18 protein-coding genes are annotated in these 15,917 nt (G+C 68.7%); 8 read left to right on the top strand and 10 right to left on the bottom strand.

What is annotated here, in order from left to right:
• Window positions 1-46: 46 nt before the first annotated feature.
• The 4 genes from ABVN73_RS06370 to ABVN73_RS06385 form a co-directional block, all read right to left on the bottom strand.
• Window positions 47-919 carry a VOC family protein gene (locus tag ABVN73_RS06370; RefSeq protein WP_353859407.1) on the bottom strand — a complete coding sequence of 291 codons (873 nt, stop codon included), beginning with the start codon at window positions 917-919 and terminating at the stop codon, window positions 47-49.
• Window positions 920-1,007: 88 nt separating this feature from the next.
• Complete coding sequence (locus ABVN73_RS06375; RefSeq protein WP_353859408.1) at window positions 1,008-1,520, bottom strand: thioesterase family protein; 513 nt, start codon at window positions 1,518-1,520, stop codon at window positions 1,008-1,010.
• A 46-nt stretch (window positions 1,521-1,566) separates the two neighbouring features.
• Window positions 1,567-1,959, bottom strand: a complete 393-nt coding sequence (locus ABVN73_RS06380; protein ID WP_094302185.1) for a MerR family DNA-binding transcriptional regulator — start codon at window positions 1,957-1,959, stop codon at window positions 1,567-1,569.
• A 136-nt stretch (window positions 1,960-2,095) separates the two neighbouring features.
• The gene (locus ABVN73_RS06385) at window positions 2,096-3,814 is read right to left on the bottom strand and encodes a long-chain fatty acid--CoA ligase (protein ID WP_353859409.1); all 1,719 of its coding nucleotides are present in this window, start codon (window positions 3,812-3,814) and stop codon (window positions 2,096-2,098) included.
• A 234-nt stretch (window positions 3,815-4,048) separates the two neighbouring features.
• Here ABVN73_RS06385 and ABVN73_RS06390 point away from each other — a divergent pair, with 234 nt between their 5' ends.
• From ABVN73_RS06390 to ABVN73_RS06400, 3 genes are all read left to right on the top strand, one after another.
• Window positions 4,049-4,357 (top strand): SCP2 sterol-binding domain-containing protein, encoded by a 309-nt coding sequence (locus tag ABVN73_RS06390; protein ID WP_353859410.1) that lies wholly within the window; start codon window positions 4,049-4,051, stop codon window positions 4,355-4,357.
• A 93-nt stretch (window positions 4,358-4,450) separates the two neighbouring features.
• A complete protein-coding gene (locus ABVN73_RS06395) occupies window positions 4,451-5,083 on the top strand; it encodes a DUF6134 family protein (protein WP_353859411.1) in 633 nt (210 codons plus the stop codon).
• 23 nt (window positions 5,084-5,106) lie between these two features.
• Window positions 5,107-5,391 carry a DUF1488 family protein gene (locus tag ABVN73_RS06400; RefSeq protein WP_038527656.1) on the top strand — a complete coding sequence of 95 codons (285 nt, stop codon included), beginning with the start codon at window positions 5,107-5,109 and terminating at the stop codon, window positions 5,389-5,391.
• A gap of 185 nt (window positions 5,392-5,576) precedes the next feature.
• Here the strand turns inward: ABVN73_RS06400 and ABVN73_RS06405 are convergent, their stop codons facing one another.
• From ABVN73_RS06405 to ABVN73_RS06430, 6 genes are all read right to left on the bottom strand, one after another.
• On the bottom strand, window positions 5,577-6,329 hold the full coding sequence (locus ABVN73_RS06405; RefSeq protein WP_349619942.1) for an ABC transporter ATP-binding protein: 753 nt from the start codon (window positions 6,327-6,329) through the stop codon (window positions 5,577-5,579).
• Window positions 6,317-7,081: an ABC transporter permease gene (locus ABVN73_RS06410; RefSeq protein ID WP_035674628.1), complete on the bottom strand. Its 765-nt coding sequence runs from the start codon at window positions 7,079-7,081 to the stop codon at window positions 6,317-6,319. Before ABVN73_RS06410 ends, ABVN73_RS06405 begins: the two co-directional genes overlap by 13 nt.
• Before the next feature lie 5 nt (window positions 7,082-7,086).
• Window positions 7,087-8,118 (bottom strand): ABC transporter substrate-binding protein, encoded by a 1,032-nt coding sequence (locus ABVN73_RS06415; protein WP_353859412.1) that lies wholly within the window; start codon window positions 8,116-8,118, stop codon window positions 7,087-7,089.
• 197 nt (window positions 8,119-8,315) lie between these two features.
• Window positions 8,316-10,190, bottom strand: coding sequence for an adenylyl-sulfate kinase (gene cysC, locus ABVN73_RS06420; RefSeq protein ID WP_353859413.1), 1,875 nt, complete (start codon window positions 10,188-10,190; stop codon window positions 8,316-8,318).
• Between the two features lie 18 nt (window positions 10,191-10,208).
• Entirely contained in the window at window positions 10,209-11,006 is a 798-nt protein-coding gene (gene cysD, locus ABVN73_RS06425; RefSeq protein WP_014240756.1) for a sulfate adenylyltransferase subunit CysD, read from the bottom strand.
• A complete protein-coding gene (locus ABVN73_RS06430) occupies window positions 11,003-11,734 on the bottom strand; it encodes a phosphoadenylyl-sulfate reductase (RefSeq protein ID WP_353859414.1) in 732 nt (243 codons plus the stop codon). The genes cysD and ABVN73_RS06430 overlap by 4 nt, the downstream gene beginning before the upstream one ends.
• Before the next feature lie 209 nt (window positions 11,735-11,943).
• Here ABVN73_RS06430 and ABVN73_RS06435 point away from each other — a divergent pair, with 209 nt between their 5' ends.
• Genes ABVN73_RS06435 through ABVN73_RS06455 form a run of 5 tightly spaced genes read left to right on the top strand, consistent with a single transcriptional unit; the run spans window position 11,944 to window position 15,890 of the window.
• On the top strand, window positions 11,944-12,501 hold the full coding sequence (locus ABVN73_RS06435) for an NAD(P)-dependent oxidoreductase (protein WP_353859415.1): 558 nt from the start codon (window positions 11,944-11,946) through the stop codon (window positions 12,499-12,501).
• Complete coding sequence (gene cobA, locus ABVN73_RS06440; RefSeq protein ID WP_353859416.1) at window positions 12,498-13,322, top strand: uroporphyrinogen-III C-methyltransferase; 825 nt, start codon at window positions 12,498-12,500, stop codon at window positions 13,320-13,322. Before ABVN73_RS06435 ends, cobA begins: the two co-directional genes overlap by 4 nt.
• A 24-nt stretch (window positions 13,323-13,346) precedes the next feature.
• Complete coding sequence (locus ABVN73_RS06445; RefSeq protein ID WP_353859417.1) at window positions 13,347-13,682, top strand: DUF2849 domain-containing protein; 336 nt, start codon at window positions 13,347-13,349, stop codon at window positions 13,680-13,682.
• 35 nt (window positions 13,683-13,717) lie between these two features.
• A complete protein-coding gene (locus ABVN73_RS06450; RefSeq protein ID WP_353859418.1) occupies window positions 13,718-15,406 on the top strand; it encodes a nitrite/sulfite reductase in 1,689 nt (562 codons plus the stop codon).
• Window positions 15,393-15,890, top strand: coding sequence for a DUF934 domain-containing protein (locus ABVN73_RS06455; protein ID WP_353859419.1), 498 nt, complete (start codon window positions 15,393-15,395; stop codon window positions 15,888-15,890). The genes ABVN73_RS06450 and ABVN73_RS06455 overlap by 14 nt, the downstream gene beginning before the upstream one ends.
• The last annotated feature ends 27 nt before the right edge of the window (window positions 15,891-15,917 follow it).

Here is a 15,917-nt window from a genome sequence, read left to right on the forward strand (position 1 = left end):
AGTGCAGCAATATGATTCCGTTATGACAACGGGCCGCCCGGTTGCCTCAGGGGATCAGCGCGCCGAGGTCGAATTCCTTGGCGAAGGCCAGCATGGCGCCGCAGGCGCTGGCGGAGGACACGCGCAGCACGCCGTTGCCGACGACCGTCGGGAACTTGCTCTTCTGAAGCGCCTGCTGGGCGCGCTCCAGATCGGCCACCGTCAGCACCATCCCGGCCAGGAAGGGGCGCGGAACCGCCAGGGCCGGGTCGCTGGTCCAGCCCCAATGCAGCGCGGCGGGATTGGCCACCACGATGGGGGCGCTGCCGGTCGGCACGACGCGCGACGGCCCCCGCGCCTCCACCACCGTGCCGAACAGCCGGGCGTAGGCGGCGGCGGTGGCGTCGGGATCGTCGGCGGCAACCACCAGGGCGGCGAGCCCCGTCACCGTGTTGTCGTGCTGGATCAGCTCCGGACGCCAGACCACGTCCGGGGTGTGATGCTGGCACAGGAAGACCCGCCCGCCCCACTCCGGCACCCCGTCGATGGCCGTGGTGGTGAAGCGCGCCGGCTGCGCGCCGCCCGGCAGCTCGACGGGACGGCCGAACTCCACCGGCTCGCCCGCCGGATAGCCGGCCTCGACCAGAAGCCGCTGCGCCGCCCGTGCGTCGTCGGTCTTCAGGGCCGCCGCGGCGATGCCCTCACGGGTCTTCAACACGTCGCTGTAAAAGGCGGTGAAGGGGTGCGGCTGCTCGATGGCGAGCAGTTCCAGATAGTCGCCCGCCCCGAACATCATGGTGTGGTTGGCCGACTTCAGCTCGCCATGCCGGCCCTTCGGCGAGATGGTGAAGCCCATGCGACGGTAGGCGTCCTGCGCCTTCTCCAGATCGCGGACGACGATGACGAGATGGTCGATGCCGTTGATTCCGTGTGCGCCCATGACCCTGCCCTTCCGCTTTGCCGGCTTTTCGCGTCCGGCCAGCCATAGTGCAACGGGGCGGCACCGCGCAAGCGTCAGGGCACAGGCATCAGGGCGCCAGCGGCCGCTCGCGCCACGCGGCGACGGCGTCCGGCATGGGCGGCGATTCCCCATGCTCGCCGTGGATCGCCAAAATCTCCGCCGGGGCGACCACGGCGCCGCGCGCCACGAAGGCGCCCTGCACCACGGCCAGCGCCGCCGTGCCCGTGGCGGTCTCCACCCGGTGCTCGATGAAGAAATACTTGTCGTCCCAGCACAGCACGCGGGTCGCCAGTTCGAAGCGCTGGAAGGGCGCCAGCGGGCGGCGGAAGCGCACGTTGGCCGCGCCGATCACCGGCTGCCAGCGGTGACGCAGGATCGACCGCCCCATGCCGGAGCGCAGCATCAGATCGACCCGCCCCAGGTCCATGACGCTGAAATAACGGGCGTTGGTCATGTGCATGTTGAGGTCGAGGTCGGTCGGCCACACCCGGAAGCGCAGCCGCGCCGGCTCCAGAAAGCCCACCGGCCGACCGGTCAGAGCGGCCGCGATCACGGCGATCAGGCGGAACAGCAAATTCATAACCCCATCCCCTCCGGCTTGGCCGGGCGGACAGGACCGCACCGGCTCAGGCGCTCTTGGACGCCAACCCGCGCTCGTCCAGCGCGGCCTGCACCTGGGCCTCGATCTCCCGCAGTTCGCCCACGGTCGCCTCCAGGTCCTGGCGCTGCTGCTCCAGGTCCTTCAGCCGCGCGTCGATGCGCTTCTGCAGGACCTTCAATTGCTCCACCCCGCCATCGACGTTGTAGAGGTCGAGATACTCGCGGATCTCCGCCAGCGAGAAGCCCAGCCGCTTGCCCCGCAGGATCAGCTTCAGCCGGGCGCGGTCGCGCTTGGTGTAGACCCGGTTGTTGCCCAGGCGGTTGGGCGAGAGCAGCCCCTTCACTTCGTAGAATCGAAGGGCGCGCGGCGTGATTCCCAGTTCCTCCGCCAACTGATTGACCGTGTAGAGCTGTTCCATGGTGGGGGGCACGCCTTCCGTCACGTCGCGCCGCGGCGGCATGGGGAACGAGGGCCGCTCGCTCCACGCCGCCGGACGGCGTCTCCGTTCCTACCACACACACCACGGCGTGACAAAGCCGCGCGCCTTTCCCCGGTCATCCCTCCGGCTTCGGCAGGCTTTCGGCGATCAGCTCCTTCTTCGACAGCTTGCCGACCGCCGTCTTGGGCAGTTCGGCGCGGAATTCGATCAGCTTCGGCATCTCGATCCGCGAGATCTTGTCGCGCAGGAAATCCTTCAATTGCTCGGCCGTCAGGCTGGCTCCGGGCTTGAGCTGGACGAAGGCCTTCGGGCTTTGGCCGCGGTAATCGTCGGGGACGCCGATGACGCAGACGGCAACCACGTCGGGGTGCTGGTAGATGGCCTCCTCGATCATGCGCGGATAGACGTTGTAGCCACCGCAGATGATCAGGTCCTTCAGCCGGTCGAGCAGGAAGACGTAGCCGTCCTCGTCCATCAGCCCGACGTCGCCGGTGAACAGCCAGCCGCCGACGACGGTGCGCCGGCTCTCCTCGTCCTTGTTCCAGTAGCCGGCCATGACGTTGGGGCCGGACAGCACGACCTGCCCCTTCTCGCCGGGCGGCAGCACGCGGTCGGGGTCGTCCAGTGCGCGGATCTGCACCATGATTCCGGGCAGAGGCAGGCCGATGGAGCCCTCCTTGTTGACTCCGGTCAGCGGGTTGCAGGCGCAGACCGGCGAGGCCTCGCTGAGGCCGTAGCCCTCGACCAGAACGCAGCCGGTGGCCTCCTCGAACTGGCGCTTCAGCTCCATCGGCAGCGGCGCCCCGCCCGAGATGCAGTAGCGGATCGACCGCATCGGATGGCGCGCCACGTCGGGATGGCTCAGCAGCGCCTTGTACATGGTCGGCACGCCGGGCAGCAGGGTGGGCTTGCGCCGCGCGATGGTCTTCAGCACCTGCAGCGTGTCGAAGCGCGGCAGCATGACCAGTTCCGCCCCCGCCGCCAGCCCCATGTTCAGGATCACCGTCATGGCGAAGACGTGGAAGAAGGGCAGGACGGCGAGCATCCGCTCCTCCCCCAGCGCCATGCCGGGGAACCAGGCCTGCACCTGCCGGGCGTTGGCCACGAGGTTGGCGTGGGTCAGCATCGCCCCCTTGGGCACGCCGGTGGTCCCGCCGGTGTATTGCAGCACCGCCACGTCGCGCCGCGGGTCCACCCGCACCGGCGCCATCGCGCCGTCGTTGGCGAGCAGCGCGTCGAAATCCACATGCCGCCCGTCCTGGGGGATGCTGGCCAGTTCGCTGCGCTTCAGCACGCGGAACAGAACACTCTTCACCGGGGACAGGATGGAGGCCATGCGGCAGACGACCACCGTCTTCAGCCGCGTGCGGTCCAGCATCGCCTCGATGCGCGGATGGATCTGCTTCAGATCGAGCGTGACCATGATCTCGGTCCCGGAATCCTCGATCTGGTGCTCCAGCTCCCGCTCGACGTAGAGCGGGTTGTAGTTCACCACCGTGCCGCCGGCCTTCAGAATCGCGAAATAGGCGATCACGTAGGTCGGCGTGTTCGGCAGGCACAGCCCCACCCGGACGCCCGGCTTCACCCCCATCGCCGCGAAGCCCTTGGCCGCCCGGTTCACCAGCCCCAGCACTTCCGCGTAACGGTAGCGGCGGCCGAGGAAGTCCAGGCATGGACGGTCGGCGTAGCGGCGGGCGGCCTCCTCGAACAGCTCGGCCAGCGGGGTCACGGCGATCGGCTGGTCCCAGGCGATCCCGTCCGGGTAGTGGGCCAGCCAGGGATGGGCCGGCGTGTCGTCGCCCAGGCTGTCCCGCCGCGCAAGATTCTCGGTCATCTCCGATCCTCCCGGCTGCGCGTGGGGTCAGGACAAGCGGCGACGGAAAGCGGAGCGGTGCGTTCGGAGCCCGGGCGCGGCGGCGGTCTGCATGGTTTCACTCCCCTTGGATGATTTGATGGTCCCGGATCGTTCAGGCGCCGGAAACGTTTTGGTTATGACGTTGACGTAAACGTAAAGCTCGCCTACTGTCAAGGTCCGACAAGCACGAATCCAGGGGAGAGAGACCGATCCATGGTTGAGGACATCCTGCGCGAACTCCAGTCACGCTCCACCAGCTTCCGCAGCCTGAGGGCCGATGTCCGCTTCGCGCTGGAGGATGGCGAGGCGGTGCGGGTCAACGCCCGCGAGACGCCCGTCGCCATCGCGCGGGAGGGCGCCGGGGACGCCGATCCCGACTGCACCATCCGCATCTCCGCCGAGAATTTGAAGAAGCTGATGGACGGGCGGCTGAACCCGATGCTGGCCTTCACCATGGGCAAGCTGAAGGTGGACGGCTCGATGGGCGTCGCCATGAAGCTGGCGCAGCTCCTCGACGACTGAGCGCCCACGACCGAGAGACGGGAACCGGACGGCGGCACCATAAGCCGCCGCCGCACAACGACCACGATAGGCGACCACAGGGAGGGAACATCCATGACGCACGCCCTGCGCGCGGCGCTGGCGGCCGCCGGCCTGCTGCTGTCCGCGGCCGCGGCCCACGCCGCCGAGCCGCGCACGCTGACCTACCGGATCCTGATGGGCGACGATCCGGTCGGCACGGAAACCGTCCGGCTGGACCCCCAGGGCGAGGTGACGAAGGTCGCCGTCACCGCCTCGACGCGGGTGAAGGTGCTGTTCATCAACTTCCGCTACGACCACAAGCGGGAGGAGGTCTGGAAGGGCCGGACGCTCGAATCCATGAGCGCCCAGACCGACGACGACGGAACGCCCCACGCCATCCGCATGATGCGGACCGGCGGCGGCTATTCCGTCACCGTGGACGGCAAGGCCGGACAGGCCGGCGCCGACGCCCTGCCCCTGACGCTGTGGACTCCGGAGGTGCTGAAGCGCCCCACCCTGCTGTCGGTCGTCGACGGCAAGCCCTACAGCGTGCGCACCGACCTTGTCGGCACCGAGACATTGACCGTCGGCGGGCGCGCGGTGCCGGCGCAGCATCACCGCATGTCCGGCGACGTGGAGCGCGACCTGTGGTTCGACGCGCAGGGCACGCTGCTGAAGACCCGCTTCAAGCGCAGCGGCTACGATGTTACCTACATCCTGGACTGAGATGTGTTCTGCGTGAGGGTGTGATGCCGCTGTTCGTGTTCCCCGACGACCCGTCCTGGAACGAGGAGGCCGACGCCGTGGAGTTCGCGGTGGAGGTCGGGGAGTATCACGGGCGGGTCTTCGTCCCGCGCCGCGCCCTGCAAACCCTCGCCGGCCATCTGCCGAAACCGGACGAGGCGCTGCAGTATGTCTGCCTCAACCGCCCGGTCTTCGACAAGGCGGTCGAGGCCCGCATCATGGACCGCAAGCTGGACCCGGACGCGAACGTCCATTTGACGGCAAGGGATGTGCGGCGGGTCGCGCCGTAAAGCGTGAGTGGTCGAACGGAGCCCCCACCCACCCCTTCCCCGCTTCGCAGGGGAGGGCTTTTTCTCCTCCCCCCTGCGGAGCTCTCGCGCAAACCGGAGGTTTGCGCTGACGCGGCAGGCGGACCTTCGGTCCGCCGAGAGCGGGGGGAGGCCGGGAGGGGGGCCCTGCACGACCATCCCCACCTTCAAATGCTGTAATTGTCCGCGATCCCCGACCGCAACTGCTCGACCTGTTCGCGGAAGCCGCCGCTCTCGCGGCCCGGCTCGTTGCGCACGTCCTGGACGATGCGCGCCGGACTGCCGCCCAGCACGATGATCCGGTCGGCGAGATGCACCGCCTCCTCCAGGTCGTGAGTGACGAACAGCACCGTCTTGCCCGTCTCCCGGTGGATGCGCAGCAGCTCGTCCTGAAGGCCGTGCCGTGTGATGGCGTCGAGCGCGCCGAACGGCTCGTCCATCAGCAGGATGTCGGGATCGACGGCCAGGGCGCGGGCGATGCCGACGCGCTGGCGCTGGCCACCCGACAGCTCGTAGGGCCAGCGCCGCCCGTAATCGTCCAGCCGGACGAGGCGCAGCGCGGCGGCCACCCGCTCCTCCCGCTCGGCGGTGGAGATCGGCAGCCCCTCCAGCCCGAAGCGGACGTTTTTGGCGACCCGCCGCCAGGGCAGCAGGCGGGCGTCCTGGAAGACGAGGCTGACCGGGCGGTGGCCAGGCTTCTTCGTCTCATGGATGGTCACCGCACCGGCGCGCGCCGTGTGCAGACCGGCGACGACGCGCAGAAGCGTGGACTTGCCGACGCCGGACGGCCCGACGATGGCGACGAAGCTGCCGCGCTCGATGGACAGATCGACGTCCACCAGGACCGGCGGGGCCTCGGCCCCGTAGCCGATGGCGACGCCCTTCAAATCGATCACAGCGGAGCCGTTCACTTTTGCCATGCGAGCACCCGCTGCTGAACCTGCATGAACAGGAAGTCGCACACGCCGTACAGCGCCGCGATGGTGACCATGTAGAGCACGACGATGTGGGTGGCGAGCAGGCCGGAAGCGTCGGACATGCGCGCGCCCAGGCCGGAGATGCCGAACAGTTCCGCCGCCACCACCGTCATCCAGCCCTGCCCCAGCCCGGCGCGCACGCCCGACAGGATGCCCGGCAGCGCGCCGGGCAGGACGATCTTGAACAGGCGCGGGATCAGCCCGCCCTGCCCGAAGGCGTGGCCGAGTTCGATCAGGTCCTTGTCCACCCCGCGCACCGCGCTGTAGGTGGCGTAGTAGTTGATCCAGAAGACGGTCAGGGCGATCAGGAAGGTCGCCGCCGACTTGCTGACGCCGAACCAGATGATGGCGAAGGGAATCCAGGCGATGGACGGGATGGGGCGCAGCATGCGCACCACCCAGGCCTGGAAAGCGTCCCAGATGCCCCAGGTCGCCGCCGCCGTGCCGAAGGTGATGCCAAGGACGGTGCCGAGCGCCAGACCAGACAGGTAGTGCGACAGGCTGGCGAAGACCATCGCCTGCCAGGTGCCGGACCGGAACTCCGCCAGGAAGGCGCCGGGCACCGCGCTGGGCGACGGCAGCAGCCCGGCGGGCACGACGCCGCTGCGCGCCAGCGCTTCCCAGGCGAGCAGGAAAGCGCCGACGCCGAGCGCCGACAGGGCGATGGAGCTGTGGAGCTTCAGCGGCTGACGCATCGCGCTTACTTCGCGGCCGCCGCGTCGTAGAAGCGGAAGTCGAACGCCTCCGCCACCGGGATGGTGCCCTCGGCGGAACCGATCTCCTTGGCGTAGGCCATCATCTGCTCGACCGCCGGGACCACGCCGTGCGGGTCGGCGACGAACTTGGAGCCCGGCGAGCGGAAGGCGGCCTCCAGCGTGGCCGGCTCCATCAGGCCCTTGCCCAGATACTCGTTGGCGACCTTGGCGGAACGGGCCGGGTCCTTGGCGATCAGGTCCACGGCGCGGATGTGCGCCTTGAGCAGGCGGGTCAGCGCCTCGCCATGCTCCTTGGCGACCGGGCCGCGGACGGCGATGACGGTGCCGGGCTGGTTCGGGAACATTTCCGCGCCGGTGGCGAGCAGCCCGACGTTCGGGTCGACCTTCTGGGTCACGGTCACCGTCGGCTCACGGATCGTCGCCGCGTCGAGCGCGCCGGCCAGCAGGGCCTGCTGGGTCTTCTCGATGCCCATGGAAATGATGTCCACGTTGGCCGGATCGACCTTCACCACCTTGAACAGCCAGTGGCGCAGCACCGTGTCCGGGACCGAGCCCGGCGGCTGCGTGCCGATCTTGACCTTGCGGCCACTGTCGGCGACGAACTTCGCGATGGACTCCGCGGTGGCCTTGCCGCCCAGCGCCTTGGCGAACTCGCCGCGGCTGGCGACGACCATCTCCTCGACCGCCGAGTTGGCAATGACCGACACGTCGGCCCCCTTCGAGCGGGCGACCAGGACCGGGGCGACGCCGGCGTAGAGCAGGTCGATCTTGCCGGCGGCCATCGCCTGGATCGCGTGCGGACCGGATTCGAACTTGGTCAGCTTCAGGTCGATGCCCGCCTCGCGCGCCCAGCCTTCCCCTTCCAGGATGAACAGCGGGGCGGCGGCAAGGATGGGGATGTAGCCGACCTCCAGCTTCACCGGGTCGGCGGCGCGGACCGCGCCGGGCGTGAAGGCGGCCAGAGAGGCGACGGCGGCCACGGCCAGCATCGCGGAGCGTCGGGTCAGGGTGGTCATGGTTCCATCCTCGCAGGAAATTGCCCGCCTATTTAGCACATCTCCCATCGGAAGGAAGAGCGAATTACACATTCTTGAATGATGAAATTGATGATTTCACATAATACGTTTCGATCTGTGAAATCTGATAGGCCATAGGAAAAAGTCCCTTCGCGGGAGGGCGAAGGGGCTTTTTCCGGTACGGAAGAGGGAAACCGTTATGCCCGGCCGCGCATCAGGGCGTTACGGCCGAACGCGCCGTCCACATAGTCGAGCAGCTCGCCCAGTGCCTCCACCGGGGTGACCGTTCCGGTGTCGATGGTCAGCTCCGCCGACTCCGGTGCCTCGTAAGGGGCGGAGACGCCGGTGAACTCCGCGATCTCCCCGGCGCGCGCCCGGCGGTACAGGCCCTTGGGGTCGCGCGATTCGCAGGTGGCGAGATCGGCGGCCACATAGACCTCGTGGAAGCGCTCGCCGCCGATGGCCCGCGCCCGCGCCCGGTCGGCCTGGAGCGGCGAGATCAGCGAGGCGATGACCAGAACGCCCGCGTCGGCGAACAGCTTGGCCGTCTCGGCGACGCGCCGGATGTTCTCCGCCCGGTCCTCCGCCGAGAAGCCCAGACCGGCGTTCAGGCCGTTGCGCACGTTGTCGCCGTCCAGGACGAAGACCTGCCAGCCGCGGTCAAACAAGGCGCGCTCCAGCGCCATGGCCAGCGTGGACTTGCCGGCCCCGGACAGGCCGGTCAGCCAGAGGATGCCGCCCTTATGGCCGTTGGCGGCGTTGCGCTCGTCCGCGGTGACGGCGTGCGACACCTCGGTCGTGTTGGCCGAGGCGGCGGGACCCTCGTCCACCTCGACGACGATGCAGCCTCCGACCACGTCGTGGCCGTCGATCAGCACGCCGCGCCCGGTGCGCGACAGCGCCGAGGCGAGGTCGACGGCGATCGGGGAACGGGAGCGCAGGACGACCTCGGCCACCTCGTTGCGGTGGACCGCCTTGGCCGGGGTGCTCGACAGGTCCTCGATGTCGATGACGGCGGTGATGCTCTCCACCGTCACGCGGTGCTCGCCCGTCGTGATCTTCAGCGTGTAGGTTTTGCCGACCGCCAGCGGCTCCGAGGTCAGCCAGAAGGCGCGGACGCCCAGCCGGTGGGTAACGTGCGGCGCGCCCTCCTCATGGTGGGCGATGTGGCCGCGCTCGGCGAAGATGCGCTTGTCGAGCGTGATGCCGATGCTCTGCCCGGCCTGGGCGGCGACGATGGGCTGGCTGTGGTTCCACCCTTCGATGCTGACCACCGTGGCGGTGGCGCCGGTCGGCGAGAAGCGCAGCGTGTCGCCGACGCGCAGGCGCCCGCTCTCGATTCGGCCCGCCAGGATGCGGCGGTCGTCGGGCTTGTAGACGTCCTGCAGCGGGAAGCGCAGCGGCAGTTCGGTCGGCGCCTGCTGCGGGCGGAAGGCGTCGAGCGCCTCCACCACGGTCGGTCCCTCGTACCAGGGCGCCTTGTCGGAGCGGGTGACGATGTTGTCGCCGTGGCGCGCCGCGATCGGGATCACCGTGGAGGTGTGCAGGCCGAGTTCCGCCAGATAGGCGCGGATCTCCTGCGACACCGCCTCGAAGCGGTACTGGTCGAAGTCGACCCGGTCCATCTTGTTGACGGCGACCGCCACCTGGCGCACGCCCAGCAGATGCAGCAGGAAGGCGTGGCGGCGCGACTGTTCCAACGCGCCCTCGGCGGCGTCGATCACCAGCAGGGCGGCGTCGGCCTGCGAGGCGCCGGTCACCATGTTCTTCAGGAACTCGGTGTGGCCCGGCGCGTCGATGATGACGTAGGGGCGCTGCTCCGTCTTGAAGTGGATCTGCGTGGTGTCGATGGTGATGCCCTGGTCGCGCTCGGCCTGGAGCGCGTCCATCACGAAGGCCCATTCGAAGGGCATGCCGCGCTTGCGGCTCATCTCGTGGACCTGCTCCACCTTGCCGTCGGGCAGGCTGCCGGTGTCGTTCAGCAGGCGCCCGATCAGCGTCGACTTGCCGTGGTCGACATGGCCGACGATGACGATGCGGAGCTGGCCGTTCAGTTCGTTCCGGATGTCCATGGTCCCAATCCCCGCTTCTTACATGTAGCCCGAGCTGCGCAGGCGCTCGAAGCTGTCCTCGGCCTCGTTGTCCATGGCGCGGCCGGCGCGCTCCGGAATGCGGGTCACGACCAGTTCGGCGATGATCTCGTCGATGGTGCCGGCGGTGCTGTCCACCGGGAAGGTGATGTTCTTCTCGCCCAACGAGCGGTAGCGCTTGCCGTCCTTGGCGAAGTACAGCGGGACGATGGGAATTCCCTCGCGCTTGGAGTAGCGCCAGATGTCCAGCTCGGTCCAATGCAGCAGCGGGTGGATGCGGACGTGGGTGCCTTCGTCGAAGCGGGTCTTGTAATGGTCCCAGAACTCCGCCGGCTGGTCCTTCACATCCCAGTCGCCTTCCAGCGAGCGGGGCGAGAAGACGCGCTCCTTGGCGCGGGTCGCCTGCTCGTCGCGGCGGATGCCGACCATGATGCCCTGGTACTTGCCGGTGCGCAGGAGGTTCTTCAGCCCCTCCGTCTTGCGGGCGGCGGCGCGGGTCAGCGGCGGCAGGGTCTGGTCCATGTCCGCTTCCGGCGGGCACTGCTCCACCCGCAGGTCGAGGTCCCACTCCCCGGCGATGCGGTCGCGGAAGTCGTAGACCTCCTGCAGCTCCATCGCGGTGTCGAGCTGGACGACAGGGAACGGCACGCGCCCGAAGAACGCCTTGCGGCAGAGCCAGAGCAGGACGTTGCTGTCCTTTCCGATCGACCACAGCAGAGCCAGCTTGTCGATGCGGTTGTAGGCCTCGCGGAGGATGTAGATGCTCTGGCTCTCAAGGTAATCGAGATCGGCGGTCATTGTGCGGTTCCGGTCTTCTTGAAGGTGTGAATGCCGCATTCGGTCTTGGCGGTTCCGGCCCATCGGCCCGACCGCGGGTCCGCACCGGGAGCGACGCGCTCGGTGCAGGTGAAGCAGCCGATGGACAAGAAGCCGTCGGCTTCAAGCGGATGGCGCGGCAGGTTGCGCCGGGTGAATTCCTGCTCGATCCGCTCGCGGTCCCAATGGGCCAGCGGGTTGATCTTGATGCGGCCCGTGCCCTCCTCCTCGAACAGGGGAAGGGCGGCGCGCGTGGTGGCCTGGAAGCGTTTGCGCCCGGTCACCCAGGCGTCGAAGCCCTCCAACGCGCGGTCCAGCGGCACGGTCTTGCGCAGATGGCAACAGGCGTCGGGCGAGCGGGTGAACAGCAGGCTGTCGGGGTCCCCCGCCGCCAGATCCGCGTCGGTCGGGCCGATGGTGCGCACGCCGGTCAGGCCCAGCGCGGCGATCAGCTTGTCGCGGTAGCGCAGGGTCTCGCCGAACAGCTTCCCCGTGTTGACGAAAACCACCGGAAAGGACGGATCGGCCTCCGCCGCCAGGGCGAGCAGCACCGCCGATTCCGTTCCGAACGACGAAACCACAGCGACGCGGCCGTCGAATTCATCGCGCAGAAGCGCGTTCAGAAGCACCGCACCGTCAAGCCGCCCATACCGCTCGGTCAGGTCGTCCACACGGCCGCGTTTCACAGCATGAGCAAATCCATCGAGCATGGCCTGTTTGCCTATCCACGAAGTGGAGTATTTGTTCTGAATTGCACATTAACACCAGTTTCACGTCGTTGCAATGCATATACATTGTCTACATGTATTATAGGTTTAAGCGAGTTTGTGAAATCTGTTGATTGCACCCCGCCATCGCGCTTAAATGCCCCCATGATGTCTTTTCACGATGGCTCCGGTGTGCATTCCAGGGGGCGGCGATGATCCCGATCGCCCTTGACCCGGCGCATGCGCGGATTGCCCTGGTCGGCCAGGGACCGCTGGCGAAGCGCCGCCTTGCGCAGCTGCGGGAAGGCGGCGCGGCACCGGCGGTCTATTCACCGGAACCGGATGCGGAATTGCTCGCCCTCGCGGGAGTGGCCCTGCGCCGCGCCCTGCCCTCGCCCGCCGACCTGGAGGGCGTGCAGGTGCTGTTCGTCGTCGGCATCGACGACCCCACCGCGGAGTCGCTGGCCCGTCAGGCACGCGACCGCAGCATCCTGGTCAATGTCGAGGATGTGATTCCGCTCTGTGATTTCCATGCTCCGTCTGTGATACGGCGCGGCGACCTGCTGATGACCGTCTCGACTGGCGGCCGCAGCCCGGCGCTGGCCCAGCTTCTCCGCGAACGGCTGGAGACTCTGTTCCCCGCCGTCTGGGCGGACCGGCTGGCGGAAGTCGCCGCGCTCCGCGACCGCCTGCGCGCCGCGGGCGCCAAGGGGCCCGAGGTGCTGCGCGCCTGCCGGGACATGATCGCTGCCAAAGGATGGCTGCCATGATCGCAACGTCACTTCTGTCGCGCCTGCCCGCCTTCGAGCCGGGCAGCGTCTGGCTGGCCGGGGCCGGCCCCGGCGATCCGGGCCTGCTGACCCTGCTGGCCGCCAAGGCGCTGGGCGAGGCCGACGCCATCGTCCACGACGCGCTGGTCGGCAGCGGCATCCTGGAAGCCGCCAACCCCGAGGCCCTTCTCGTGGACATGGGCAAGCGCGCCGGCCATCCCTCGCCCAAGCAGGAGGCGATCAACGCCCGGCTGGTGGAACTGGCGCGCGAAGGCCGGCGGGTGCTGCGGCTGAAGGGCGGCGACCCCTTTGTCTTCGGGCGCGGCGGCGAGGAATGCCTGGCGCTGGCCGAGGCCGAGATTCCCTTCCGCGTGGTGCCCGGCGTGACCGCGGGAATCGGCGGGCTGGCCTACGCCGGCATTCCGGTGACCCACCGTGGCTTCGGCACCACCGCGACCTTCGTCACCGGCCACGACAAGGCCGGCGGGCTGCCCGCAGACCTCGACTGGGACGTGCTGGCGCGGCTGCCCGGCGCGCTGGTGTTCTACATGGCGCTGGGCACCATCGGGACCATCGCCGAGCGGCTCGAAGCCGCCGGCAAGCCGCCGATGACCCCGGTCGCCATCGTGTCGAGCGCCAGCACCGAGGCGCAGAGCGTCATCGAGACCAATCTTGCCCATTGCGCGCGGGACGTCGTGCGGCTACAGGCCAAGCGCCCCGCGATCGTCGTGGTCGGCGAGGTCGTGCGGCTGCGCGCCCTGATCGGCGCGTGGCAGCAGACCACCGGCCAGCATCCGTTTCCCATCGCCGTGTCGGCGTGAGCGTTCGTGTTAGGAGTTGAAGGCATGGCGTTGAACGATAAGTCCAGGAACGAGGCGGTGCTGAAGGCCATCACCGCCAACCGCCTGCGCGACGGCGAGGTGATCTTCCTCGCCCCCGGCCCCGACCTTGGCTGGGTGGAGCGTCTGGACGACGCCGCCCTGTTCGAGGACGCGGCGGCCGCCGAAACGGCATTGGCCGCCGCCAAGGCCAAGGCGGAGGGTGAGCAGTTCGCCGTGGACGTCTACGCCTTCGACCTGCGCGTCGTTGATGGGCAGCCTCTGCCGGTCAAGACGCGGGAGCGCATCCGCGCGCTCGGCCCCACCGTCCGCATCGATCTCGGCAAACAGGCTGCGGCCTGAACCGGGCGGCCACCATTCTGAACAGGGCGAGTTCCATGAACCACATCGCGCCCGGCCGCAACGCCGGGGTCTACAGCTACGACGACATCGACCGCCGCTTCGTCGCGGAGCGCGTGGAGCAGTTCCGCGCCCAGGTCGAGCGCCGCCTGTCCGGCGAGCTGACGGAGGAGGAGTTCAAACCGCTGCGGCTGATGAACGGCCTCTACCTCCAGCTCCACGCCTACATGCTGCGCATCGCCGTTCCCTACGGCGTCCTGACCGCGCGGCAGCTCCGCAAGCTGGCCGAGATCGGGCGGAAGTACGACAAGGGCTACGGCCACTTCACCACCCGCCAGAATCTGCAGTTCAACTGGATCAAGCTGGAGGACACCCCGGCCATCCTGCACGAGCTGGCCGAGGTGGACATGCACGCGCTGCAGACCAGCGGCAACTGCGTGCGCAACGTGACCACCGACCAGTTCGTCGGCGCGGCGCGGGACGAGGTGGTGGACGGGCGGGTCTACGCCGAGATCCTGCGGCAGTGGACGACCCTGCACCCCGAATTCACCTACCTGCCGCGCAAGTTCAAGATCGCCATCATGGGGTCGGACGCCGACCGCGCGGCCATCCGCGTCCATGATGTCGGCGTCTTCGCCAAGCGCAACGAGCGGGGCGAGGTCGGCTTCACCTTCTATGTCGGCGGCGGCCTCGGCCGGTCGCCCTTCATCGGCAAGCTGATCCGCGACTGGGTGCCGGAGGAGGACTTCGTCGCCTATCTCGAAGCCATCCTGCGCGTCTACAACCAGTACGGCCGGCGCGACAACATCTACAAGGCGCGCATCAAGATCCTCGTCCACGAGCTGGGCCAGGAGACGTTCACCCAGGAGGTCGAGGAGGAGTTCGCCCGCCTGCGCGGCCCGAAATACCGCCTCGCCCCGGAGGTCGTCGACGAGATCCGCCGCCGCTTCGGCGGCCCGGCCTTCGAGACGCTGACCGACGAGCCGGAGTCCTTCCAGGCCGCCAAGGCCGCGAACCCGGACTTCGCCCGCTGGGTGGCGGTCAACGTGCTGACCCACAAGGTTCCCGGCTACGCCGCCGCCACCATCTCGCTGAAGCCGGCCGGCGGCATTCCCGGCGACGCCACCTCGGAGCAGATGGAGCTGATCGCCGATCTGGCCGACGCGCACAGCTTCGGCGAACTGCGCGTCAGCCACGCGCAGAACCTCGTGCTGGCGCATGTCCGGCAGGACGCGCTGTTCACCCTGTGGACGGCGCTGGAGGCCAACGGACTGGGCACGCCGAACGCCGGTCTGATCGGCGACATCATCGCCTGCCCCGGCCTCGACTATTGCGCGCTGGCCAACGCCCGCTCGATCCCGCTGGCCCAGGCCATCTCGGCCCGCTTCGCCGATCCGGTGCGGCAGCAGACCATCGGCGAGCTGGGAATCAAGATCAGCGGCTGCATCAACGCCTGCGGCCACCACCATGTCGGCGCCATCGGCATTCTCGGCGTGGATAAGAAGGGCGAGGAGTTCTACCAGATCACCGTCGGCGGCGACCCGACCCTGACCACGGCGATCGGCGACATCCTCGGCCCGGCGGTGACCGCCGACGAGACGGTGGACGCCATCGAGGCCATCGTCGAGGTCTATCTGGCCAACCGGCACGACGGGGAGCGCTTCATCGACACGCTGAAGCGCGTCGGCCACGGCCCGTTCAAGGAGAGAGTCTATGCCGCTCATTAAGGACGGCCGCATCGTCGAGGACGATTGGGTCGCGGTCGCCGACGGCGAGCCGGTTCCCGCCGACCGTCCCGCCATCGTCACCTTCGAACGCTGGCAGGCGGAGCGCGCGAGCTTCGACGGGCGCAACGCGGCGCTCGGCGTCCGGGTCAAGAGCGGGACGCTGGCTCCGACCATCGCGCCGGACCTGAACCGATTCGCCTTGGTGGCGATCGAGTTCCCGAAGTTCCGCGACGGCCGCGGCTTCTCCACCGCCCGCGAGTTGCGTGAGCGCTTCGGCTACGAGGGGGAAATCCGGGCGGTCGGGCACGTCATCCCCGACCAGTACCGCTTCCTCCTGCGCACCGGCTTCACCTCCGCCGAGGCGCCGGAAAACACCAACCCGGAGAGCTGGGCGCGCGCCCTGACGGAGATCACCGTCGCCTTCCAGCCGTCGCTGGACGACCCGCAGCCGCTGTCGCTCCTGCGCCGCCGCCTGGGCTCCTGACACACGCCGCACCGCGCCCGCCTCCCA

This window comes from Azospirillum formosense (assembly GCF_040500525.1).
Taxonomy (GTDB): domain Bacteria; phylum Pseudomonadota; class Alphaproteobacteria; order Azospirillales; family Azospirillaceae; genus Azospirillum; species Azospirillum formosense_A.